This is a genomic window from Desulfoluna sp. CLI2B (genome assembly GCF_056847375.1).
Window position 1 is genome coordinate 1,391,895 of the sequence record NZ_CP186557.1, and the last position, 21,994, is coordinate 1,413,888.

Annotated in this window: 20 protein-coding genes and 1 pseudogene; 4 read left to right on the plus strand and 17 right to left on the minus strand. The window is 59.4% G+C overall.

Translation table 11 applies throughout. The annotated features are described in order from the left end of the window. Positions 1-5: 5 nt before the first annotated feature. From ACOYW2_RS06760 to ACOYW2_RS06795, 8 genes are all read right to left on the minus strand, one after another. Positions 6-1,436 carry a glycoside hydrolase family 5 protein gene (locus ACOYW2_RS06760; RefSeq protein WP_482769874.1) on the minus strand — a complete coding sequence of 477 codons (1,431 nt, stop codon included), beginning with the start codon at positions 1,434-1,436 and terminating at the stop codon, positions 6-8. Positions 1,437-1,919: 483 nt separating this feature from the next. Next, positions 1,920-2,729, minus strand: coding sequence for a CoA-transferase subunit beta (locus ACOYW2_RS06765; protein ID WP_482769875.1), 810 nt, complete (start codon positions 2,727-2,729; stop codon positions 1,920-1,922). Continuing rightward, positions 2,726-3,703 (minus strand): CoA transferase subunit A, encoded by a 978-nt coding sequence (locus ACOYW2_RS06770; protein WP_482769876.1) that lies wholly within the window; start codon positions 3,701-3,703, stop codon positions 2,726-2,728. The genes ACOYW2_RS06765 and ACOYW2_RS06770 overlap by 4 nt, the downstream gene beginning before the upstream one ends. Positions 3,704-3,775: 72 nt before the next feature. Continuing rightward, positions 3,776-4,948 (minus strand): acyl-CoA dehydrogenase family protein, encoded by a 1,173-nt coding sequence (locus tag ACOYW2_RS06775; RefSeq protein WP_482769877.1) that lies wholly within the window; start codon positions 4,946-4,948, stop codon positions 3,776-3,778. 29 nt (positions 4,949-4,977) lie between these two features. Further along, positions 4,978-5,832 carry a 3-hydroxyacyl-CoA dehydrogenase family protein gene (locus ACOYW2_RS06780; RefSeq protein ID WP_482422260.1) on the minus strand — a complete coding sequence of 285 codons (855 nt, stop codon included), beginning with the start codon at positions 5,830-5,832 and terminating at the stop codon, positions 4,978-4,980. A 36-nt stretch (positions 5,833-5,868) separates the two neighbouring features. Next, on the minus strand, positions 5,869-6,240 hold the full coding sequence (locus ACOYW2_RS06785; RefSeq protein ID WP_482770991.1) for a hypothetical protein: 372 nt from the start codon (positions 6,238-6,240) through the stop codon (positions 5,869-5,871). Next, positions 6,125-7,231: a thiolase family protein gene (locus ACOYW2_RS06790; protein ID WP_482769878.1), complete on the minus strand. Its 1,107-nt coding sequence runs from the start codon at positions 7,229-7,231 to the stop codon at positions 6,125-6,127. The genes ACOYW2_RS06785 and ACOYW2_RS06790 overlap by 116 nt, the downstream gene beginning before the upstream one ends. Before the next feature lie 352 nt (positions 7,232-7,583). After that, positions 7,584-9,890 carry a sigma 54-interacting transcriptional regulator gene (locus ACOYW2_RS06795; RefSeq protein WP_482769879.1) on the minus strand — a complete coding sequence of 769 codons (2,307 nt, stop codon included), beginning with the start codon at positions 9,888-9,890 and terminating at the stop codon, positions 7,584-7,586. A gap of 559 nt (positions 9,891-10,449) precedes the next feature. On the opposite strand from ACOYW2_RS06795, the gene ACOYW2_RS06800 reads away from it, so the two are divergent. From ACOYW2_RS06800 to ACOYW2_RS06810, 3 genes and pseudogenes are all read left to right on the plus strand, one after another. Next, positions 10,450-10,887 carry a MarR family winged helix-turn-helix transcriptional regulator gene (locus tag ACOYW2_RS06800; protein ID WP_482422264.1) on the plus strand — a complete coding sequence of 146 codons (438 nt, stop codon included), beginning with the start codon at positions 10,450-10,452 and terminating at the stop codon, positions 10,885-10,887. A 225-nt stretch (positions 10,888-11,112) separates the two neighbouring features. Beyond that, positions 11,113-12,048 (plus strand): 4Fe-4S binding protein, encoded by a 936-nt coding sequence (locus ACOYW2_RS06805; protein ID WP_482769880.1) that lies wholly within the window; start codon positions 11,113-11,115, stop codon positions 12,046-12,048. A gap of 95 nt (positions 12,049-12,143) precedes the next feature. Continuing rightward, a pseudogene (locus tag ACOYW2_RS06810) lies at positions 12,144-12,863 on the plus strand (MBL fold metallo-hydrolase). Here ACOYW2_RS06810 and ACOYW2_RS06815 read toward each other — a convergent pair. The 3 genes from ACOYW2_RS06815 to ACOYW2_RS06825 all read right to left on the minus strand — a co-directional run bounded on the left by ACOYW2_RS06815 (position 12,856) and on the right by ACOYW2_RS06825 (position 14,211). Beyond that, on the minus strand, positions 12,856-13,179 hold the full coding sequence (locus ACOYW2_RS06815; RefSeq protein ID WP_482769881.1) for an AzlD domain-containing protein: 324 nt from the start codon (positions 13,177-13,179) through the stop codon (positions 12,856-12,858). The pseudogene ACOYW2_RS06810 and the gene ACOYW2_RS06815 overlap by 8 nt on opposite strands. Then, positions 13,166-13,900: an AzlC family ABC transporter permease gene (locus ACOYW2_RS06820; protein ID WP_482769882.1), complete on the minus strand. Its 735-nt coding sequence runs from the start codon at positions 13,898-13,900 to the stop codon at positions 13,166-13,168. The genes ACOYW2_RS06815 and ACOYW2_RS06820 overlap by 14 nt, the downstream gene beginning before the upstream one ends. A gap of 92 nt (positions 13,901-13,992) precedes the next feature. Then, positions 13,993-14,211 (minus strand): hypothetical protein, encoded by a 219-nt coding sequence (locus tag ACOYW2_RS06825; protein WP_482422268.1) that lies wholly within the window; start codon positions 14,209-14,211, stop codon positions 13,993-13,995. Here ACOYW2_RS06825 and ACOYW2_RS06830 point away from each other — a divergent pair. Next, complete coding sequence (locus ACOYW2_RS06830; RefSeq protein ID WP_482422269.1) at positions 14,204-14,449, plus strand: hypothetical protein; 246 nt, start codon at positions 14,204-14,206, stop codon at positions 14,447-14,449. The two genes, ACOYW2_RS06825 and ACOYW2_RS06830, sit on opposite strands and share 8 nt — an antisense overlap. 211 nt (positions 14,450-14,660) lie before the next feature. On the opposite strand, the gene ACOYW2_RS06835 is transcribed toward ACOYW2_RS06830, so the two are convergent. The 6 genes from ACOYW2_RS06835 to ACOYW2_RS06860 all read right to left on the minus strand — a co-directional run bounded on the left by ACOYW2_RS06835 (position 14,661) and on the right by ACOYW2_RS06860 (position 21,365). After that, a complete protein-coding gene (locus ACOYW2_RS06835) occupies positions 14,661-16,094 on the minus strand; it encodes an acyl-CoA dehydrogenase family protein (RefSeq protein ID WP_482770992.1) in 1,434 nt (477 codons plus the stop codon). After that, positions 16,067-16,471 (minus strand): acyl-CoA dehydrogenase N-terminal domain-containing protein, encoded by a 405-nt coding sequence (locus ACOYW2_RS06840; RefSeq protein WP_482769883.1) that lies wholly within the window; start codon positions 16,469-16,471, stop codon positions 16,067-16,069. The genes ACOYW2_RS06835 and ACOYW2_RS06840 overlap by 28 nt, the downstream gene beginning before the upstream one ends. 347 nt (positions 16,472-16,818) lie before the next feature. Further along, positions 16,819-17,631 (minus strand): DUF2628 domain-containing protein, encoded by an 813-nt coding sequence (locus ACOYW2_RS06845; protein WP_482769884.1) that lies wholly within the window; start codon positions 17,629-17,631, stop codon positions 16,819-16,821. A 272-nt stretch (positions 17,632-17,903) separates the two neighbouring features. Beyond that, positions 17,904-19,109, minus strand: coding sequence for an acetate/propionate family kinase (locus tag ACOYW2_RS06850; RefSeq protein ID WP_180144425.1), 1,206 nt, complete (start codon positions 19,107-19,109; stop codon positions 17,904-17,906). Next, positions 19,090-20,595, minus strand: coding sequence for a phosphate acetyltransferase (gene pta, locus ACOYW2_RS06855; protein ID WP_482769885.1), 1,506 nt, complete (start codon positions 20,593-20,595; stop codon positions 19,090-19,092). The genes ACOYW2_RS06850 and pta overlap by 20 nt, the downstream gene beginning before the upstream one ends. Next, the gene (locus tag ACOYW2_RS06860) at positions 20,559-21,365 is read right to left on the minus strand and encodes an AAA family ATPase (RefSeq protein WP_482769886.1); all 807 of its coding nucleotides are present in this window, start codon (positions 21,363-21,365) and stop codon (positions 20,559-20,561) included. Before ACOYW2_RS06860 ends, pta begins: the two co-directional genes overlap by 37 nt. Between the last annotated feature and the right edge of the window lie 629 nt (positions 21,366-21,994).

Sequence of the window (21,994 nt, forward strand, 5' to 3'; positions counted from 1 at the left end):
TTTGGCTAAACAGCCCGCTTTATCACGCCTCCCGACGGCCTGGCCGCGTAGAGTTCGGCGATGGTTCCTCCGGAGGGGGAGAGGTCGCCCGCTCCCCAGGTGTCCGGTTCCGCCGATGTGGTCAGGGCGGCCGAGTCCTCGTCTTTGTTGCTGAGGCTCCAGTTTGCGTAGCTTACGCTGTGGTCGTTCAACGCGGTGAGCCAGCTTTCTGTTTCGGTTGGGCCCACCCCCTGTCCGCCGTCGGCCATGGTGGTGCCGAATTCCGAGACAAAGATGGGGAGTTCCTCGTCCATGGCCGCCTGAAACATGTTGAAGACGTGCTGGCCGGGCTCGGGGAGGTGCTCTTTGGCGTAGAAGTGGAGGTTGTACATGATATTCTCCCGGTCCTCGATGGGGCTTTCGATGACCTGATCCAGGCGCTGGCACCATTCCGGCGTGCCCACGAGGATGACGTTCTGCGCCCCCGTCTCCCGTATGGCGTCGATGATCTCCTCTGCGGTCCCTTTCATGTCCTCCCAGGCGTACAGGGGGGTGCCCGGCGAGTTGTCCGGTGTGGAGTAGTTCGGTTCGTTGAAGATCTCGAAGATCACGTTGGGGCTGTCCCCAAAGGCCCGGGCCATCTCTTCGAAGAAGTCGATGGCATGGCCTTTCCACTCATCCGGCCCCATCTCCACGGTGCCGGAGAAGTCCCGTGACGGAAAGGGCTGGGCCCCGTAGGTGAAGTCATAGAGCAGGTGCCAGTCGATGATGACGTACAGGTCCGCGTCGATGGCCTCCTGCACCCGGGTTTTGACCTCCTCCCGCAGGCTCGCCTGGCCCGTATCGGCAAAGTCGAGATACCCCATATCGTCCTCCGTGGCTGTGTACATGGCAACGCGCACGAGGTTGCCGCTGAACACCGATGGGATCTGCTCCATGCTGTGGGGGTTGAGAAACTCGCCGTACCAGGTGTAGCCGTGGGAGCTCATGCCCAGAAGGAGGATGTCTTCTCCGTCCTCGCCCTTGAGGCGTCCGTCGGCCCCCACAAAAAGGGCTCCCCGGGTGGAGGGGGTGTCCAGGCCGGGGTTCTCGCCAGCTCCTTCGTCCACTGTTGCCGTGCAGGTGATGTCCTCTTCGGTTAGGTCTCCGTGGTTGAAGTCGAAGCCGATGACAAAGGAGGCGCCCGGATCGATGAAAACAGGATCTTCTTCCGCCTCCAGAGTGATGGTAAGGGTGGTCCCGGCTGTGGCGGCGTGGGCCTCCATGTCCAGCTCCACCCAGGCCGACTTGAAATCTCCGATGACGGCAGCGTCTGCCACCACGTCCAAGATGCAGTCCTCGGCGTCCAGGGGGGTGGGGAGGGTGTTGGTGACGGTGACCTCAAAGAGGGTCCAGTTGTCATTCTGGCTGGTAACCTCCACGGAGGTCTCAAGCAGGGTGGTTTTTTTTGACGGCATGGTGTTCTCCTTGAAAAATGGTGGTGATCCGGGCAAGGGGCCCGGGAAAGTGTGGGGCAGGGCAAGCGCCTCGGCAGGCCATGGGGCATGCTCAGGCAGGGTGCCGGTGCCCGGTTTCACAAGTGATTCAAGGGACGCAAAGGGAGCCACCGAAAGCAATCGTGGCCGGGGAATCGCGGTCTGCTGATTTGTGTGGGGGTATGCGAGGGAAGAGGCGGACAGGCAGGGCGGAAGATGACTTTGAGGGCGAAATCCGAGATAATCTGTTTACGTATTGTTGATGAAAAATGTAGCCGTTTCCGAGAGTTGCTGCAAGGCTTGAATGGTGTTTTTTGTTCGGGGCGCTTGTTTGATTGAGCGGCCCCCAACGGATTCGGGCGGTCGGGTGGTAAAGAAAAGCATGCCGCAGCGATTCGGCCCTTCAAAGGGAGGCCATCGCTGCGGCATGCTGTCGTTTTTGCGTGGCTTGTGCACCGGTCCCGGCTACTGAAGAAAGATCCCTTCCGGGTCGATGACGTTGTAGAGCAGCTCCAGCTCCTCGTAGGTGGGCAGCTCGGTTTCGCCACTCACCCGTGAGATGTTCAGGTCCAGGCTGCAGTGGGCCTTCACCTCTTCGGGGGTGGTGCCGGGATGGTAGGTGTCCAGGTAGATCTCGCCGTTTTCATCGAACCGGAAGACCCCCATGTTGGAGATCACCGCCGACGGCCCTCCGCGAAAGGCCCGGTTGTACACCTCTTTTTTGGGGACCAGCTCCCCGGAGGGCCACTTGGGGATGCGCCACCCCGGTGAGGTGATGTAGTCGATGCGCTCTTTGAACCTTCGTTTCTCCTGGGGCATGATAAAGACCGTTTTGCGGGCCAGGCCGTTGATGTCCGAGTTCCCGCCGCTGCCCGTGAGCCGTTTTTCCGGGACCATGCCGTAGACGCCCATGCCCGTGGTGTTGACGTTGCCGTAGCGGTCCACCTCGGCACCGCCCAGGAAGGCAAGGTCCACCACCCCGCGCTGGAGCTGGTTGAAGACGTCGGTGAGGCCCGAGGCAATGGAGGCCTGATAGCTGCACCGGGCGTCCCCCACCGAGGTGGGCAGGGAGATGGGGCGGCCGTCCACGCTGCCTGCCTCATAGATGCACACCGCGTTGGGGGAGGCGTTGTGCTGGGCCAGCATGATGGCCAGCATGGGCAAACCGGTCCCTGCAAAAACGATGTCGCCGTCTTTGACCTCCCGGGCCGCTGCCACGGCAAGGAGGTCCATGGGTTTGAATTCGCCGTTTTTGACGTAGTTGGGTGCTGTCATGATCGCGCCCCCCTTTTGACCCGGGTGGAGTAGCCGAAGGCCGGGTTGGCCTTCAGTGTTTTCAGCCGCCGGACACCGATTTTTTCAAGGTACCCGTCAAAGTCGTCGACCCCCGTGACCCACTCCTCCACCCAGGTGTCGAGGCCTTCCTGGGTGCGGGTGGCGTTGAAAAAATCGCGGATGAACTCGCCGTCGGTCTCGTACTGGCCGTAGCATCCCGTGGGGTGCCCCGCCCAGGGGAGTTCCACGATGTAGTGGACCTGGTGGCCGGGCACGAGGTTACGGGTGGGGTCCCTTCGGATAAACTCTTCGGTGACCACCTGCTCGGCGATGACGATGACCTTGTCCGAGGCCTTGATGGCTTCGGCGTCGGAGTAAGTCTGCCCGTCGATGCGGACGGTTCCTTCGTCCCCCACCATCTGCACGTGGGCGATGCACCAGTCCGGGTTGCAGGCCGGCACATGGAGAAGCTGGCTGTCGTAGAAGGGGTCGTCCACGATTGCTGCTTTGAGCTTGGGAATTTTTTCGTGGGTGCCGTCCCGGAGTCCCAATTGCCCCAGGTGGTCGTAGGCGGGGTTGAGCATGTCGGTGCCCAGGCTTGCGTAGGTGGGGAGGTAGGGCAGGCCCATGGAGCCTGCGGTCATGCGGGCCAGGATCTGGACGTGGGAGTAGTCTTCGATGACCACTTCCCCTGCTTCGGCCTTTCGGGCAAGGTTGGCTCCGATCTTGCCGTAGAGTTCATGGCCGATCCAGCAGGATTCCCAGATCTTGACACACCCGGCGCCGATGAGCAGGTCGCTGTGGGTGCCGCCGTTGACTTCCACCAGGTGCAGGTCCCGTTTTTTCTGGCGGATGAGCTCGTAGATGGCCGCCATGGGGCGACGCCAGATGGTGAACCCGCTGAAGGTCAGCATGTCGCCGTCATGGATCAGGCCGACGGCCTCGGTCAAACCGATGTGTTGTGGTTTTCCCATCGTACTCTCCTTGCGATGAACGGGGTGATGGCACGGGCGTCCCGCAGCATGCGGGATCGCCCCTTTGGGGTCTTACGCCGCTGTTTTGCTCGTCCGTTTTTTCTTTTTGTCCTTCATCAGGGCATCGGCGATGACGATGCGCTGCACCTGGTTGGTGCCCTCGTAGATGGTGGTAATGCGCGCATCCCGATAGAAGCGCTCCACCGGGTACTCCTTGGTGTAGCCGTAGCCGCCGTGGATCTGGATGCCCTGGCCGGTGACGCGCTGGGCCATCTCCGAGGCGTAGCATTTGGCCATGGAAGCCTGGGCCGTGCAGGGCTCGCCCTGTTCCTTGGTGGCGGCGGCGTTCAAGACCAGGAGCCTGGCCGCCTCCACGTCCATGGCCATGTCGGCAAGCATCCACCGGAGCCCCTGGAATTCGGAGATGGGTTTTCCGAACTGCTCCCGTTTCTTTGCGTATTTTTTTGCCTCGTCCAGGGCCGCCGTGCCGATGCCCAGGGCCAGGGAGGCGATGCCGATGCGCCCGGCGTCCAGGCCGGACATGGCTACGAGGAACCCTTCTCCTTCCTTGCCCAGCAGCCTCGATGTGGGCACGCGACAGTCCGTGAAGTTTAAGTCCACGGTGTCCGAGGCGCACTGGCCCATCTTGTCTTCCACCCGCCCCACCTCAAAGCCGGGCAGGTCCGGGGTGATGAGAAAGGCGGAGATCCCCTTGCTGCCCGTGGGGGCGGTGCGGGCAAGAAGGATGGTGACCCCGCCGTTTTTGCCGCTTGTGATAAATCGCTTGGTGCCGTTGATGATGTACTCATCCCCCTTTTTTTGTGCGGTGCAGCTCATGGACTGGGGGTCGGAGCCCGCTTCCGGTTCGGTGAGGGCAAAGGCCCCGATGAATTCACCTTGTGCCATGGGCCGGAGGAAGGTCTCTTTCTGCTCTTCGGAGCCGAACCGCTCGATGCTCCCGCAGCAGATGGAGTTGTGCACGGACATGATCACGGCCGTGGAGGCGCAGGCGTAGGCAATCTCGCTTAAGGCCAGGGAGTAGGCCACGGTGCCCATGTCTTCCCCGCCGTATGTTTCGGAAACAAGCATGCCCAACAGTCCCAGCTCCCCCATTTTCTTCAGGCTGTCTGCGGGGTATTCATGGGTTTTGTCCCGCTCGGCGGCTTTTTCCGCCAGCTCCTTCCGGGCGAACTCCCTGGCCATCTGCTGGATCATCTGCTGCTCTTTGCTGAGTAGAAATCCCATGGTGACTCCTTTTTGCTGAAGGTGACGGGTCAGTCCGCGTAGTCGTAGATGCCCTTGCCGGTTTTTCTGCCGAGCCAGCCCGCGTTGACGTACTGGGTCAGCAGGGGGGAGGGGCGGTATTTCGGGTCCCCGTAGCCATCCTGGAGCACGCCCAGGATGGCCTGGATGGTGTCCAGGCCGATGAGGTCGGCCAGGGCCAGGGGGCCCATGGGGTGGTTCATGCCCAGCTTCATGATGTTGTCGATGCCCTCGGCCGTTGCAACGCCCTCGTAGAGTTCCCAGAGGGCCTCGTTGATCATCACCTGCAACACCCGATTGGAGACAAAACCGGGCACGTCCTTGCATTCCACAGCCACCTTGCCCATCTTTTCGGAGGTTTCGATGATGGTGCGGCACACCTCGTCGGTGGTGGCGACGCCCCGGATGATCTCCACGAGTTTCATGACGGGTACCGGGTTCATGAAGTGCATGCCGATGACCTTTTCCGGCCGGTTTGTGCAGGCGGCGATGCGGGTGATGGGAAGGGAGGAGGTGTTGGTGGCCAGGATGGCGTGGGACGGGGCCGTGGCATCGAGTTCTTCGAACACCTTTGCCTTGATCTCCAGGTTCTCCACGATGGCTTCGATGACAAGGTCGCAGTCCGCGGCATCCTCAAGGCTGGTGGAGCAGGTGACGCGCCCCAGCACGGCCTGTTTCTCCTCTTCGGTTAGTTTGCCTTTGGCCACGCTGCGGGACAGGTTCTTGTCCATGACCGCCATGCCTTTGTCCACCAGCTCCATGTTGATGTCGTACTGCACGGTGTCAAAGCCCGATTGCGCGGCGACCTGGGCAATGCCGCCACCCATCTGGCCAGCGCCGATGACCATGATTTTTTTGATTTCCATGGGTAAAACCTCCGTTTGGTTGGATGTGAACAGGTGTCAGGGCTCCACGCGGATCAGCATGGCATCGCCCTGGGCGTGGCCGGAGCAGATGCCGCAAACGCCGATGCCGCCGCCCCTTCGCCTCAGCTCGTAGGCCAGGGTCATGACAATGCGGGCCCCGGTGGCACCAATGGGGTGGCCGTAAGCGATGGCGCTGCCGTTGACGTTGACCTTCTCCAGCATCTTCTCCTTAGAGAGGCCCAGAATGGAGCGGGCACTCACCAGGGCCACGGCGGCAAAGGCTTCGTTGATCTCAATGAGGTCCACGTCGTCGCAGGTGAGGTTGTTCTGGTCCAGGACCTTTTTGATGGAAAGCCCCGGGACTGTTGCGATGTCTTTGGTGGGCTGGGAGACCTCGGCGTAGTCCACAATGGAGAAGAGGGGCTTGAGGCCCAGCTCGTCGGCCTTTTCCCGGCTCATGAGCAGGCAGACGTCCCCCCCGTCGTTGACCCCCGGGGCGTTGCCCGCGGTGACGCTCCCCGGTTTGCCGGTGACCGTGCTTGTGTGGCCGAAAGAACCGGGCCGCTTTGGCCAGGCCTTCCAGGGTGGTGGTGGGACGCGGGCCTTCGTCTTGTGTCATTACATCGGGTTTTTTGCCGTTTCGGTAGGCCACGGGAAAGATCTCGTCGTCGAGCTTTCCGGCTGCCATGGCAGCCACCGCCGCCGTCTGGGAGTGAAGGGCCCACTCGTCGTTCTCTTCCCGGGAGAACCCGAATTCGTCGGTGGTTTCCGACCCGTGGATGGCCATGTGGCGGTTGTAAAAGGCGTCCCACAGGCCGTCGTAGACCATGAGGTCCCGGGTTTCGCCGCTGGGCAGGCCCATGCGCTGGCCGAACCGCATGTTGGGCAGGGCATAGGGGCAGTTGCTCATGCTCTCCTGGCCCCCGGCGATGCAGATGTCGGCCCGGCCCAGCTGGATCATCTGAGCGGCCAGGTCAATGGTCTTGATGCCCGAGGAGCAGACCTTGTTGACGGTGATGGAGGGGACGGACTCCGGGAGTCCGGCCAGGATGGTGGCCTGGCGCCCGGGGACCTGGCCGCAGCCCGCCGGGACCACCTGGCCCATGATGACGTAGTCGATCTCTTCGGGGGCCACCTTGCCCTCCATGCGCCTCAGCACCTCTTTGATGGCCATGGCGCCGAGTTCCGGGGCATCGTACTGTTTCAGCTGGCCGCCGATGACCCCGTAGGGAGTCCGGCATGCCTCCACGATCACGACGTCCCGGTGATGCTTGAACCGGTTGTCGATTTTTTTGCCCGTACCCTTGAACTCGGCCTTTCGCTGGCCGAATCCGGCGATGGGGGCATCCCTGTAGATGTCTTCTCTCTTGATCTCCAGTGTTTGTACAAAATCAGACATATGCCGCTCCTGGTTGGGGTTGGATGTTGTCTCGGGTGCGGCCCTCCTGGGCGGGGGATCGCAAGGACCGTTGCCCACTGAGAAAGAGCAGGAGCCGTGCCAATGATTTGATTTTTGTGTTAATGGATAGTTATAACAGGGTCTTGTGGGTGATATGGGGCGAAAACTGTCCAGGGTGCTTCGGGGAGTATATGCCACGGGGCAGGTGTGTTGTTTGGAATCAATGCCTTGACACAGAGGGCGCTTGGGGGCTGGCGGGTCTTCGGGCATTATGGGGTGGGAGGTGTCCGGGGTATTGCCGGGAGGGGGAAGGGGCTGCCGCGGCGAGGGCGGCAGCCCCGAAGGGGGGAACTCAGATCATCAGGCCGTATTTTTTAGTGTTTAGGAACTGCCGTGGTTTGAGCTTTGCGGCGGCACGTTCGCGGTGCCAGTGGCATTGTTGGAGAACCTGGGTGAGTACCTGCTTTTCAAAGGCATCCATGACGGTTTTCAGGTCTGTGAAGTCGTCGGGGGGACCAGCCTGGCCAGGGGACCCGGCCGGGGTGATGCCGCTGCTGAAGTTGAGCTCTTTCAGGGAGATGAAACGGCGCAGGGCGTTCTGGAGTTCCCGGACGTTGCCGGGCCAGTCGTAGTGGGTGATGGCCTCCAGGAATTTTCCCGTGACCGGGGGGACCTTGCTGGTGGGACAGAAGCGCTTGAGGAAGTGCTCGATGAGCAGGGGAAGGTCCTCTTTGCGCTCCCTTAAGGGCTTGAGGTGGATGGGGATCACGTGGATCCTGTAGAAAAAGTCCTCCCGCATCCTGTTTTTCTTCACCTCCTCCAACAGGTTCCGGTTGGTGGCGGAGACGATGCGGATGTTGGGTTTCTTAAGGGTGTTGCTTCCCACCGGGGTGAACCCGCCCCCGTCGATTGCCCGCAGGAGCTTCACCTGCATGTTCAGCCCGATCTCTCCGACATCGTCCAGAAGAGGTAGGGCTTCGGCCTCGTCCAGAAAGCCTTCGTGGTCTCGGTCCGCGCCGGTGAAGGCCCCTTTTTTGTGGCCGAAGAACTCGCTTTCGATGATGTTTTCGTTGATGGCTCCGCAGTTGACGGGCACAAAATGCTTGTCGGATCTGTCGCTGGCGTCATGGATGGCCTTTGCCACGAGCTCTTTGCCCGTGCCGGACTCTCCGTAGATAATGATATGGTCGTCGCTGGTCGCGGATTTCAGGATGAGTTCGTAGACACTCTGCATGGCCTGGCTCTTGCCCACGATCTCTCCGAATTTGTAGCGGTCCTTCATGGTGGACTTCAGGCGGATGTTCTCCTGCCTGAGGCCTTTTTCTCTTTCCAAAAGGGCCTCTTCCGCGATTTTTTGTTCGGTGACATCCCGGATGATGGCCTGGATGCGGGAGACCGATCCGTCGGAGCCGTGGATGGGGGAGATGACCGAGTCGTACCAGCGATCGTTTTTCGGGCACTTCAGCACTTTCTTGACGGATTCTCCCTTGAGCAGGGCGCGGCTGTCACACCAGGGGCATGGGGTGTCCAGGCCGTAAATGACCTTGTGGCACTGCTTTCCGCGGGCTTTTTCGCCCAGGAATTCAATGAGGGGGGTGTTCATGAACTCGATGCGGTGGTCGCTGTCCCGGATGTAGATCATGCCGTCGAAGTTTTCGATGATGGCCCGGAGCTGGGATTCCCGTTGTTTCAGGCGATCCTCGGCGAGCTTGGCGTGGGTGATGTCCATGAAGGAGGCGATGCTGATCTGGGTGCCCTTGATCATGCCCACCTTCATCAGCATGTTTTTGACGGTGCGGTCCTTGGTGATCATCTTGCATTCGTAGACATCCGGGGCCCGCCCCGGTTCGCTGCGCCGCCAGACATGGTAACGGGAGAGCCTGGCCCGGTCGTCGGCGTGGATCACGTCCGACCATTTCATCCGGTCGATGAGCTCTTCTGCGGTATAGCCGCTGTAGGTCTCAAAGGTGGCGTTGGCAAAGGAGATCATGCTGTCGGTTTCAATGAGGATGGTGCCGGTGCCCGTGTTTTCGAGGACCCCGCTGTACTTGGCTTCGGTCTCTTTGAGCATCTCTTTGATGTGGCTGCCTTCTGCCCGGGATCGGAGGTTGAGGACCCCGCAGGTGATGTCGTTGGCCAGCTCCCGCAACAGGTCGACTTTTTCCGGGTCAAAGGCGTGGGCGTCTCCGGCATAGATGGAGATGGCCCCCAGGGTGTTGCCGTCGGAGATCAGGGGAAAGGCCACCACAGACCCGAAGCCCCTTAAGATCGCCTCGTATTGCCAGGAGTGGGCCGTGTCCGTGGCCCGGATATCCGGGATGGTACAGACGTTGCCGGTGCGGATGGCCGTTCCCATGGGGGGCGGGTTGTCGATGCCCTCGGCCCAGGAGGGGGCAATGGACCGGAGGAATCCCTCTTCGTAACCGCAGGTGGCCACGGGCAGGATCGGTTTTTTTCCGCCGGATTCGGCAAAACCGATCCATACGAAGGGAAAGCTGCCCACCTCCACGATGATCCGGCAGATTTCATTTAACAGGCTTTGTTCGTTTTTCTCATGGATAAAGGCTTTTTTGCACCGGCTGAGGATCTTGATAAACCGGTTCATCTTTCCCAACTCCTTCATCAGGTCATTCTTGCTGACATCAACGGATGTGATCATGGTGGAATCCTTACCGTGGGGTTGAAAAGAGCGAGAACACATGGTCGGGTCGTGTCGGGCACCGTCACGGGACGACGGGTGCGGCCTGGGGGCGTTGTGTTGCCGAAAAAAGGCAGTGTAAAGGGAGGCGAAGAGCTGGCCGCGGTTTCCCGTATGGGGTAGGACGGCACCATGCAGGATATGGGGCGCGTCGGTGTTGAAACCGTGTAACATATCATAAACACTGTTTGATAAGCATAGCAAATAGTATTCCACAGGTGGGGGGCGACCCCAGGTGTGCCATGTGGCGGGGGCCCGGGCCGCGTTGGCGTACCCGGGACAGGGGCAGGTCATGTGAACAGATCGCCCCATGGTCGGTGGCCCTCTGGGCTGTGGGGAAAAAATCCTGAATGCAACATATCTGAATCATGATGTATTGCGCGTGCGGAAAAGAGGGTGCACGATATGTGGTGATTCGACCACGTGTGGCGCCGCTTTCAATCCTGGGGCTCAGGGGGCAACCGGAAACTTGTGAATTTTCCGTTGACGGCCTTTCTTTTGGTTTGGTACAAAACGATTTATGAAAACATCAGATTCACATTTTGTCTACAAGCTCAGCGTCATCCGTAAGCTCGCCTTTTCATTCCTGGAAGAGGAGATGGAAAAGGCCGGGGTAAAGGACCTGCCACCATCCTTCGGCGATATTCTTTATATCGTCCACACCAAGGGGCCGGTATCCGTCAAGGATATTGCCGCACAGTCCTACAAGGACAAATCAACGGTCTCCACCATCATCCATCAGCTTGAAACCAAAGGGTATGTTCAAAAAGGACCGGACCCCTCCGACGGGCGCAAGGTGCGAGTGTCCCTGACGTTGCAGGCGGAAAAGCATATGGAGAGCATGGCTCGGATCTCCAGCGGGCTCAAGGAGAGGCTCTTTCAGGACATGAGCCGTGAGGAGAGAGACATCCTCTTTCTTCTCATGGACAAGATCGAGGGCAACCTGAAACGGAGCTGATCCGTGGGCTCGGCGGGGTTGTTTGGTTTGTAACAAAACAAATTGAAAGGATGGGAGGGACGCTTTCACGTTTCCTGTCCGGATATGTTGGGGGTCAGGGTATTGACAGCGACAGCCGATGCACGGCCGTTGGTGATGACCCTGGTCGAAACACGTTGTTGCAAGGCGGTATGTTTGTCTGTATCGCGCTTATTCATGAACTATTCATGTTTGGGAGGGCATGGGATGGGATCAACCAGACGACTCCACACATCCGAAGCATTGGACGTTGTGGACAACACCGGCAAGGTTCGAACCAACTTTCTGAAACGGTACCTGCCCGGTACCATGGATGCCATCCGGTTCTACCACTTCACCGGGACCCTGGCGCAGCTTCCCGTGGTGGGCCGGTTTGTCAAAAAAGGGCTTCATCTTTACTACCGTTACCTTCACACCAATTCCCTGGTCTTTCCCTTAGGAGAGATGGAAGCCGTCATCGAAACGGCCACCGACCTGTACGTGGACCCCTGCCCCTGCCGAGCGGTGGCAGAGGAGAAGAGCTGCGATGCTCCGCTTTATACCTGCCTGCGCATCAACCACACGGCCTCTCTGCGAAAAGAGATGAAAGGCGGCAAGAGCCTTTCCAGGGCCGATGCCCTTGCGATTCTACGAAACGCCTATGACAAGGGGCTGGTCCTCTCCTTGGAGTCCTGCATTCAGCCGTATCAGAACAATATCTGCATGTGCTGCACCTGCTGCTGCATTGCCATGAAGATGCGGTATGAGTACGGGGTGCCCATTTATCATTCCGGTCCGTACCTTCCTGTCTGTGACTCGGCTGCCTGCACGGGGTGCGCCTCCTGCTCGTCGGCCTGCCCTGTGGGAGCTCTGGAGGTGTCGGTCAGCGGTGTTCGGGTCGATCCGGACAGGTGTCTGGGGTGCGGTCACTGCGCGTCAGCCTGCCCGTCCGGTTGCCTGGAGATGGCCTTTACTCCCCATCGTGTGAGGCAGGACCGTGAGCCCGGGCCCATGCGGCTGGCCCTGTCTCTTGTGTACATCCATGCCGTCATGGTGCCCTCTGTCCTTTTGTTCAGGTTGGTTGCAGGCAGCAAGCAGCACCTGATGGAGCAGGCGTCTCCCAATGCCAGCGATGTCTTCGAACCGTCCATGCAGCAGAGATGAGGTGACCTATGAGTGTTATCCGCACGTTTACCCATGACTCCGTGACCGGCGTAAAGGTCGGCAAATACAACCTGGCAGACAACTCAACGGTTCATATGTTCTGCCTGGGCGAGACGGTGATCGATACGGGGCCGCCCAACGATCGGAAATCCGTGGCCCGGTTTTTCCAGGATAGGCCGGTCCGTCAAATCCTTCTTACCCATCACCACGAAGACCACAGCGGCAACGCGGCCTTTCTTTCACAGATGACCGGCTAACTGCTGAATGCGCACCCAGGCTCTGATTTGTTGCGGGAGGGGTTTTCCATTCGGATGTATCAGAAGGTTTTCTGGGGAAGCATTCCCAGGGTATCGCCGGAGCCCCTGGCCAAGGCCGTAGCAACCGATGGCGGCCACACCCTTGTGCCCATTCATACCCCGGGGCACTCCCCGGACCATGTCTGTTTCTGGGAGCCGGAGAGAAAGTGGCTTTTTACAGGGGATCTCTTTCTTGCGCCCAAGGTCAGGATGTTCAGGGCAGATGAAGATCTCTCCGGGCATCTCGAAAGCCTGAAAACCGTCCTTGAGTACGATGTAAAGACCCTCTTCTGCGCCCACAAAGGGGTTGTGGAGGATGGGCACCGGATGCTGGAAATGAAGCTGGCATACTACCTGGAGCTCATAGACAAGGTGAAGGGGCTGCACGGTGAAGGGCGCACCCCCACAGAGATCACGCGGACCCTGTTCGGCAAAAAGGGGCTTGTGGGGTATATCTCCTGCAATCACATGAGCAGCGAGAACCTGGTGCGGCAGTGCCTCTCCTGCACCCTTACATAATCAGTCCCGCGCCCCAGTAAAGCAGCATCCCCACCACCAGGGTCCCCCCTAAGGATTTTGTGTACCAGGCAAAGATGAAGGTGGGCACGGCCACGGCCATCTCAATGGAGAAGGGCGCAAAGACCCTGGGGGTTCCCTGGGTCACCAGGGCCGGGACCAGCAGGGCGCTTAAGATGGAAACGGGGATCAACTCCAGCCACTCAATGAGCAGGGGCGGCAGCTGCCGCTTGGAGAGGAAGAAAAGGGGCACCCACCGGGGGATGAAGGAGACAAGGCCCATGCCGAGGATAAGAAGGATAAAGCTAGTGGTTTCCACGGGCGGGCCTCCGTTTTTTGATGAGCACGCCGGCGGTGGCGGCGAAAAGGGTGGCGATGATGATGTAGGCGTTGCCCGGCATGACCAGGGAGAGCCCCACGGCAACGACCCCTGAGATCACGGCGGTGAGGGTGAAGATGGGGCCGTTGAGCTGGTAGATGAGCAGGGTAATGAACATGGCCGTCAGGGCGTAGTTGAGGCCGAAGGCGTTTTCCGGGATGAAGCGCCCGAAGAAACATCCCACGGTGGTGCTCGCTACCCAGGAGAAGAAGGCTGCATAACTGGCAACGATGGCCTTGTCGATCTCCCAGGGGCCATTTTTCAACTGGTTTAAGTTGACGGCAAAGGTTTCGTCCACGATGCCGTAGCTGAGCATGGTGATCTTCTTGCGACAGGCTCCCCGGTAGTGCACGGCAAGGGAGGAGCTCATGAGAAGGTGCCGCAGGTTGACGATAAAGGTGGTCAGGACGATGGCGGGGATGGAGGCCCCTGCCGTGATCATGGAGACCGCGATGAACTGTCCGCTGCCTGCAAAGACGCAGAGGGACATGAAACAGACCTGAACGGGGGTGAGCCCCGCCTTTTCTCCCAGGACCCCCATGGCCAGGCCCAGGGGGATGTACCCGACGCAGATGGGCCAGATGGCCAGGAGGCCCTGGACCAACGCGGATTTTTCTACCGGGGAGACGCCGGGCTCCTCGTCCTGTAATGCAACACTCATAATGGTATCTACCTGCTGTAAAACGTGGCAAGCCGCCCGACGGGCGGCTTGATTGCTATAAAAAAGCTACATAATCGAAAGTGGTACCTAAGTCAATCCTTGGCAGAGGTAGAGGGTTGATCTGTGGGGGGCGGTTTGGAGCCGGGAGGGAGGACGGTCTCTTCGTCCATGGTCCTGCAGAGCGTGTCCATGCAGGCCGGGCAGATGCCGTGGCTGAAGCGCGCTTCGGAGTGGGCGCTGAGGTAGGCTTCCACCTGGTGCCAGTAGCCCTGGTCGTCCCGTATCTTCTTGCAGGAGGCGCAGATGGACATGCCCTTGAAGCCGGCCCCATCGGAGTTCCATATTCCGGCTTTCAAGGCTCTTTTTGGCCTGTTTCAGGCTGAACCACCTTCGGTGCAGGAGGATGGCCTGGCAGAACACCAGCACGATGCATACCATGATGAGTTCATCGAGTTCAAAGGCCTCATAGGCGTTTGTGATGTCCACAATACGCTCAAACAGGTCGAATCGGCCGGAAATAAGAAAAGTTCCCGCAGCGATGATGAATAGTAATAGGCGCTCTTGAGGTGCACTGATTCTGTTAATTTTCATCGGGTCCCTTCCGGCTGAAAGCCTGGCCTGAAGCACGTCTCACGACATTGATTATAGGCATTTTCCTTATTTTTGGGTAGTGATTGAACCATAGCAGACATTGCTCCGGCCTGTCACAGGAATTGAGCACAGGCGCCATGGAAAAGAGTCGGCAGGTTTCCCCTGCTTCTTACCCTCCGAAGCCTTTATCTTCCATGGTTACGGCAGCATCCCCCAGGGCGGTGAGAGCCTCCATCTTGCCCATGGTCACGGGCAGGAGGTTGCTGAAAAAGAACTCAGCCCCCTTGATCTGGCCGTTGTAAAAGGGGATATCCTTTTTTCTGGCCCCGGCCTCAAGGGCTCTGGCAGCCGCTGTGGCGCGCCAGAGGAGCATCCAGGCCATGACCGCATCGCCCATGATTTCAAGGAAGGGCACGGAGTGAGCAAAGGCTGTTCGGAGGTTGCCTTCAAGGAGGCTCTTTCCCATGGCCATGGCGCAATCACCCAGTCGGCTGACGAGTTTGGAGGCCGCCTCGGTGAGGGGCCGGGTGGCGTCAAGTCCGGCTGCCTCTTCGACGGTTCGGTTCATGCGGGCCAACAGCTCCATGAAAACCTGCCCTTTTTTCATGCCGAGTTTCCGCGCCAGCAGGTCCATGGCCTGGATTCCGTCGGTGCCTTCGTAGATGGAGGCGATTTTGCAATCCCGGGAGATCTGCTCCACGGTGTAGTCCCGGAGGTAACCGGCCCCGCCGTACACCTGGATGGCCTTGGTGCACACATCGTAGCCCTTGATGCCGTTGTAGGCCTTGAGCACGGGGGTGAGAAGCCCCACAAGGTCATCGGCCATCTCCTGGTCATCCGGGGAGGCGCCCATGCGGTGGTGATCCATGAGCAGGGCGATGTAGTAGGCAAAACTCCGCATGCCGTCCACGCAGCATTTCATCTCCATGAGCATGCGCCGGACATCCGGGTGGTCGATGATGGGCACGGACGGGGCCGTGGGGTCCAGGGCCTCTTCCACGGCGCGGCCCTGCTTGCGGGTGCGGGCGTATTCCAGGGCCAGGAGGTAGGCGGCCGAGGCATGGGAGAATGCCTGGATTCCCACGCCGAGCCTGGCTTCATTCATCATGGTGAACATGATGCGCATCCCTTTGTTGGCCTCCCCCAGGAGCAGGCCGCGGCAGGTGCCCTTGCTGCCCAGGGACATGCTGCAGGTGGCGCTGCCGTGGAGCCCCATCTTCTCTTCGATGCCCGTGCAGACGATGTCGTTGGGTTCACCCAAAGAGCCGTCTTCGTTGACCCAGATCTTGGGGACCAGGAAGATGGAGATGCCCTTGGTGCCGGCAGGGGCCCCTTCGATGCGGGCCAACACCGGGTGGATGATGTTGTCGGTGAGGTCGTGGTCACCCGAGGTGATGAACGCCTTGGTGCCGTAAAGGGACCAGGTGCCGTCGTCGTTGGGGGTGGCCGAGGTGGTGAGGGCCCCCACATCGGAGCCCGCGTCCGGTTCGGTGAGGAGCATGGTGCCCGTCCACTCCCCGGAGTAAAGCTTTTTCATGAAGAGGTCTTTCTGGTGCTCGGTGCCGTATCGCTCGATCATTTTGCCCGCGCCGTGGCCCAGCATGGCGTAGCTGGAGAAGGCAAAGTTGGTGCCGATGAGGTACTCCCCGGCGGCGTTGCTGATGAGAAAGGGGAGCCCCTGGCCACCTCGGGTTCCTCGGACAGGGCCAGCCACTCCCCTCCGGCAGCTCGAGGGGGCGCCGGCGGATATCTCGGCGGCGTCACCGTGCCCCGGTCGAATTGCACACCCTGGCGATCCCCCAGGCCGTAGGTGGGGAGCAGCTCCTTGAGGGCGAATTTCCGTGCCTCGTTGATCACCATCTCAAAGGTCTTCCGGTTGAAATCGGCGTATATCGGGTGTTCCGTCAGCGACTCTGCGTCAAGCTGGTCAAACAACACAAAATCGATGTCCCGTCTGTCTGCCACGTATTGAGCTGCCATGCTTACCTCCTGGGAAATGGATGATAAAAACAGAGGGCCTGAGCCACCCTGGGCGGGGGTGCCAATGCGCATCGGGTCTTGTTGGGGAAGGACCTGGAAGCGGTATCATTGAATGTGGGGAGACCTGAAGGTCAGGAAGAGGTTCGTCCTGGGCGGATGCCGCGTATTCTTCCGGGGGAGGCGGGGAGGTGTGCAATGGGGTCGCAAGGGGACCGTATGGCGCTGATATCAGACTAGGGGATTTTCATTTTTCCTGTCAAGGAAGAAGTGTCGACCGGCCGCTCCTCGTTTCAGGTGGTCAAGGGGCGGCCGGATGGCCCGGTACCCGCAAGCGGGCACCGGATCCCTTATTGGATATGGGGGGCGAGTTCGCTCAGGTCAAAGAGATAGGTTCCTATAAAGGCCATGACACCCATCATGATGAGGAAGATGGCCAGGACCTTGGAGATGGGGTTGACTCCCCCGGCGGCCTCCATGGCCTGGTTGGGGTCGACCTGGTCGCTGGCGGAGATGATGGCGTCGACCTTTTTTTTGACATGGAGAAAGTAGAGAAAGTTGGCAAAGGCCCCGAAAAAGAAGGAGACAGCCAGGCTGCCCCCGGGAATGACGATACCGGCGGCGGAGATACCGAAAAAGAGAATGGCCAGGCCGTACATTTTGCGGTAGATGAGCCAGACGATACCGAAGAGAAAGGCGCCCCAGTTCCAGGAAGGGGCAAAGGCCGTGCGTCCTGACCTGGAGAAGAGCTTGAATCGTTCCGCGTACCACTCCCCGCGGGGGCCTGCAAAGCTTTGCCACAGGGGCAGCAGGGGGGAGGCGCCCAGGGATGAGGTGGCCCCATCGTCCTCCCAGTGAACGTCCTGGGCCCGGTGCTCCTCTTCGGGGCGCTGGGGGCTTTCGACGGGGGACTCTTTTTCCGCCTCTTCCCGGAAATCCACCTCAATGCGGCAGAGGGCGCCTGTCTCTGCAAAGCGCTTGGCAAAGTCGTCGGTCTTGGCTCGGTCCTCGCTCCGAAAGACGATGACGCGCTGTCCGGAGAAGAGGCGGTCTATGGCTGCCTGGCCCATGTTGAAACAGTCCATGAGCCTGCTTTTGACCTCCCGTTTGCTCTCACGCTCCCTGACTTTTCCTTCAAACAGGACCACATAGAGCTCTTTCAACGTGTTTCCTCCCATCGGTGTGTCTGCGTTCGTCGGTGGACGACCCTGGCGTTTGGTTTTGCGATACGCCACAGGGGAACTCTCCCCTGTGGCACGGCGTCTTTTATTGTACAAAGTGATCTGTATGTATGCCAACGTCTTTTTTGCGTCAACCCTGTAGTGCTCCTTCCGGCGGAACGGGCAGGGCATAAAAAAAGGCCCGAAGGGACAAGGGGTCCTTTCGAGCCTTTTCTTTTGATCATGCCGTCGTCATGTGACGGGGAGGCGGGAACTTACTTGAGCAGTTCCACGGCTTCCTGGGCGATCTGGAGCTCTTCGTTGGTGGGGATGACCCAGACCTGAACTTTGGAGGCGTCGGTGTGAACCGCGGTGGGCTCGCCCTTGCGACCGTTGTTTTTGTCGAAGTCCATGTCGATGCCCAGGCCGGAGAGGTTCTCGCAGATGAGGGCGCGGGTGATGTCGTCGTTCTCGCCGATACCGGCGGTGAAGACGATGGCATCGATGTTGCCGAGAACGGCGGTGTAGGCACCGATGTATTTTTTGACGCGGTAGGCGAACATGTCGAGGGCCAGCTTGGCCATCTCGTCGCCATTTTCAACGGCAGAGTGGATGTCACGCATGTCGTTGAGGCCGCATACGCCTTTCAGGCCGCTCTGCTTGTTGAGCAGGGAGTCTACCTCGGAAGCGCTCATGCCTTTGTTCTCGGCGATGTAAGCCACGATGGCGGGGTCGATGTCACCGCTTCGGGTGCCCATCATGACGCCTGCAAGGGGGGTCATGCCCATGGAGGTGTCCTGGCACTTGCCCTTTTCCACAGCGGCCATGGAGCAGCCGTTGCCCAGGTGCACGGTGATGACGTTGATGTCCTCGGCCTTTTTGCCCATGCACTCGGCCACTTTACGGGAAACGTACTTGTGGGAGGTGCCGTGGAAACCGTAACGACGGATGCGCAGCTCTTTGTAGTAGTCGTAGGGCAGGGCGTAGAGGAAGGCTTCCTTGGGCATGGAGGAGTGGAATTCGGTGTCGAATACCGCCACGTTGGGGGTGCCGGGGAAGAGCTCTTCGGCCACTTCGATGCCCATGAGGTTGGCGGGGTTGTGCAGGGGTGCCAGGGGGTTGTTGTCCGCAATGGCAACCTTGACGGGGCCGTCAACCACGCAGGCGCTGGTGAAGGACTCGCCGCCCTGGACCACGCGGTGGCCGATGGCGTCGATCTCTTTGGGGTCGGAGATCACGCCGGCTTCGGAGCCGGTGATGAGGTCCAGCACCATGTGCATGCCGATCTTGTGGTCCTTGATCTCTTCTTCCTTGACCACTTTTTTCTCGTTGTCGGTGTCGGGGAAGGCCTTGTGGGTAAGCTTGCCCACGGTTTCGCCGATACGTTCTACAATGCCGTTGGCCATAACGGCTTCATTTTCCATGTCGAGGAGCTGGTATTTGAGGGATGAGCTGCCAGCGTTAATAACCAATACTTTCATGATAGAATTTTACCTTGTAACAGAAAAATCGTTGAATGGAACGCCCGGGTGAATGGCACCCTGGGGGATGTTCCTCGAACTGCGGACCGTGCGGGAGAAGGGCGCTGCGTGTTATGGGCCGCCTGCCCGTGGATGGTGCGGCGGCGCTGGTCGCCTGAACCAGACCTTTGGCCGCCTGCGCCTGAACGGCGGTGATGGCCACGGTATTGACGATGTCGGGTACGGTGCAGCCTCGGGACAGGTCGTTGACCGGTTTGTTAAGACCCTGGAGTACGGGGCCGATGGCAACCACCTGGTCGGAGGAGCGTTGTACCGCTTTATAGGTGTTGTTCCCGGTGTTGAGATCAGGGAAGATGAAGACCGTAGCCTGACCGGCGACTTTGCTGTCGGGCAGTTTGGTTCGCGCCACAGACGGATCGATGGCGGCATCGTACTGAATGGGACCTTCGAGAAGCAGATCGGGGCAGCGCTCCTTCGCGATGCTGGTCGCTTCAATCACCTTCTCCACTTCGGCACCTTTGCCGGAAGACCCGGTTGAGTAGGAGAGCATGGCCACCCTGGGGTCGACGCCGAAGATTTCGGCGGTCTGGGCGGATCCGATGGCGATTTCAGCGAGCTGTTCTGCATTGGGAGTGGGGTTGACCGCGCAGTCACCAAAGGCCAGGACGCGATCCTTCAGGCACATCAGGAAGATGGACGAGACGATGGAGGCGTCGGGCTTGGTCTTGATGATCTGGAACGCGGGCTTGATGGTGTGGGCCGTGGTGTTCACGGAACCGGAGACCATGCCGTCGGCGTGGCCCTTGTGCACCATCATGGTGGCAAAGTAGGTAACGTCGCTCATGAGGTCGCGGGCAACATCCTGGTTCATGCCCTTCTTGTTCTTGCGCATCTCATAAAAATCGTTGACGTACTCTTCGTAGAGCGGGCTCTTGGTGGGCTCCACAATGGTGGGGCCGGAGGGTGGAGGAGCAGCTGAATGTTGGCTGGGTTTTCGGACTCTCCAGGAGGGTAGCCCTTCGCGGCATCGGCGCGGCGCGGGGATGTCGCAGGCGTTCAGGATACGCTCGCCGGTGCCTTCGGGCAGGACGATGTGCTGCTTGTTCTTCTTGGCCTTCTGGATGAGGTTGTACTCGAACATCTGGGGGGTGACGTTGACGGATTTGCGCTCGATGAGTTTCCTGCGCATCTCCTGGGTGTCCACGTGGGCTTCGAAGAGGCCCAGGGCGGACGCGATCTTTTTGGGGTTGCTGGACTCGAGCCGCGCGTGCACGTGGTTCAGGTTCCGCATGGTGGGGTACGTGGGGTCCTTGACGAGAAGGATCGGAACGGGGATCCCTTCCCAGCCTTCCACCAGTCTCTGGATGCTCTCGGACGGGGCGATGCCGCCGGTGAGGAGGATGCCGGAGATGTTGGGGTAGGCATTGGAGAGACGGGACGCCATGGCGCTCAGGATGATGTCCGTCCGGTCCCCTGCGGTGACCACGAGGCTGTCTTCCTTGATGTAGTTGAGGAAGTTGTTGATCTGATGGCAGCGATGACGTAACCGTCAATCATCTTGTCCATGGCCTTCTTGCCGTAGATGACATCGGCGCCCAGCCATTTCTGCAGATCCGCCACCGTGGGCTTCATGAGGTTGCTGTCTTCCGGGATGACGTGGAAGGAGCAGTTGTCCACCTTGATGTCCTTCTGGAGGGTCTCAAGGATGGTCTCGGTCTGTGAGGCATCTGCACGGTTGACCATGATGCCGAGGATATCAACTCCCTTGTCCTCGAGATCTTCCATGGCCAGGTGGTTCAGGCTCACGATTTCATCGATGGTGGCGCTGTGCCCGTTGGTGACAACCAGGGCGGGACAGCCCATGTTGGCGGCAACCACGGCGTTGATGTCGAAGGTGAAGGCTTCGTTGCCCACCACGAAATCGATGCCCTCGCAGAGAACGAAATCATACTTCTCTTCAAGCTGCTTGTACTTGTTGAGAATGATCTCGATCATCTGGTTCTGTTTGCCGGCATTGACGAGTTTTTTGGCTTCGTCCAGGGTCATCGCGTAGGTGTCTTCGTACCTCATGCCGAGGTAGAAGTGGGAGAGGACCAGATCGGTGTCGTAGTCGCGCTCGCCGTCCACGGGGTTGATGATGGGCCTGAAAAAGCCAACGTTGTGCAGGTCCCTCAAGAGAAGCTGCATGATACCAAGAACGATGGTTGATTTTCCGCTCCTGGCGTTGGTTGTGCTGATGTAAAGACTCTTTGCCATACGCCTATTTCCTTGATTACTGGTAACGCAACACTATACATGTAAAGGCACGACGTGCCGTATCAATCGTATTTTGCAAATTAAAAACGGAACCTTAACACGAGTGTTCGGGGCGTTTTGACAACGCCTCAGGGGAAAATAGTCTCATACTTCATGTGGTCGAAACAAGCAACAATTTTCCAGTGAGCTTCCGGTAACTCGCTAAAAAGGCAAAGGATAGTGCGAAAATACGGACACGGAGTCCACCTTTTGGAACCCTTGCAAGCGTTTGTTTCCGTTGAATGACAGCCTGATTATTATTGGCGTCACCGGCTAAAGATCTCCGTTGTGTTCGAAAGCCAGGGGGGCTTGCGTCAAATGGGAACACCGTCATGCAGGCGGTTTTCCACATTCAAATGGCAAAGTCCTCGCGAGGGGATGCGACCAGCGGATGGTCAACCTGTGGCGCGTTTTGTGCGCTCTACCGGGTCGGCCCAACGGGGGGTTGGGCCGACCCGGTAAAGCAGTCGGGGTCCGCCGGGTGCCACCGGTGCCCAATCCTAAAATATTGAACGTTCGGTAAAATATGCACGCCGGAATCAACCAACGAGGGGCAATTTACCATAAAACGGGGGGATGACCAACCGAAA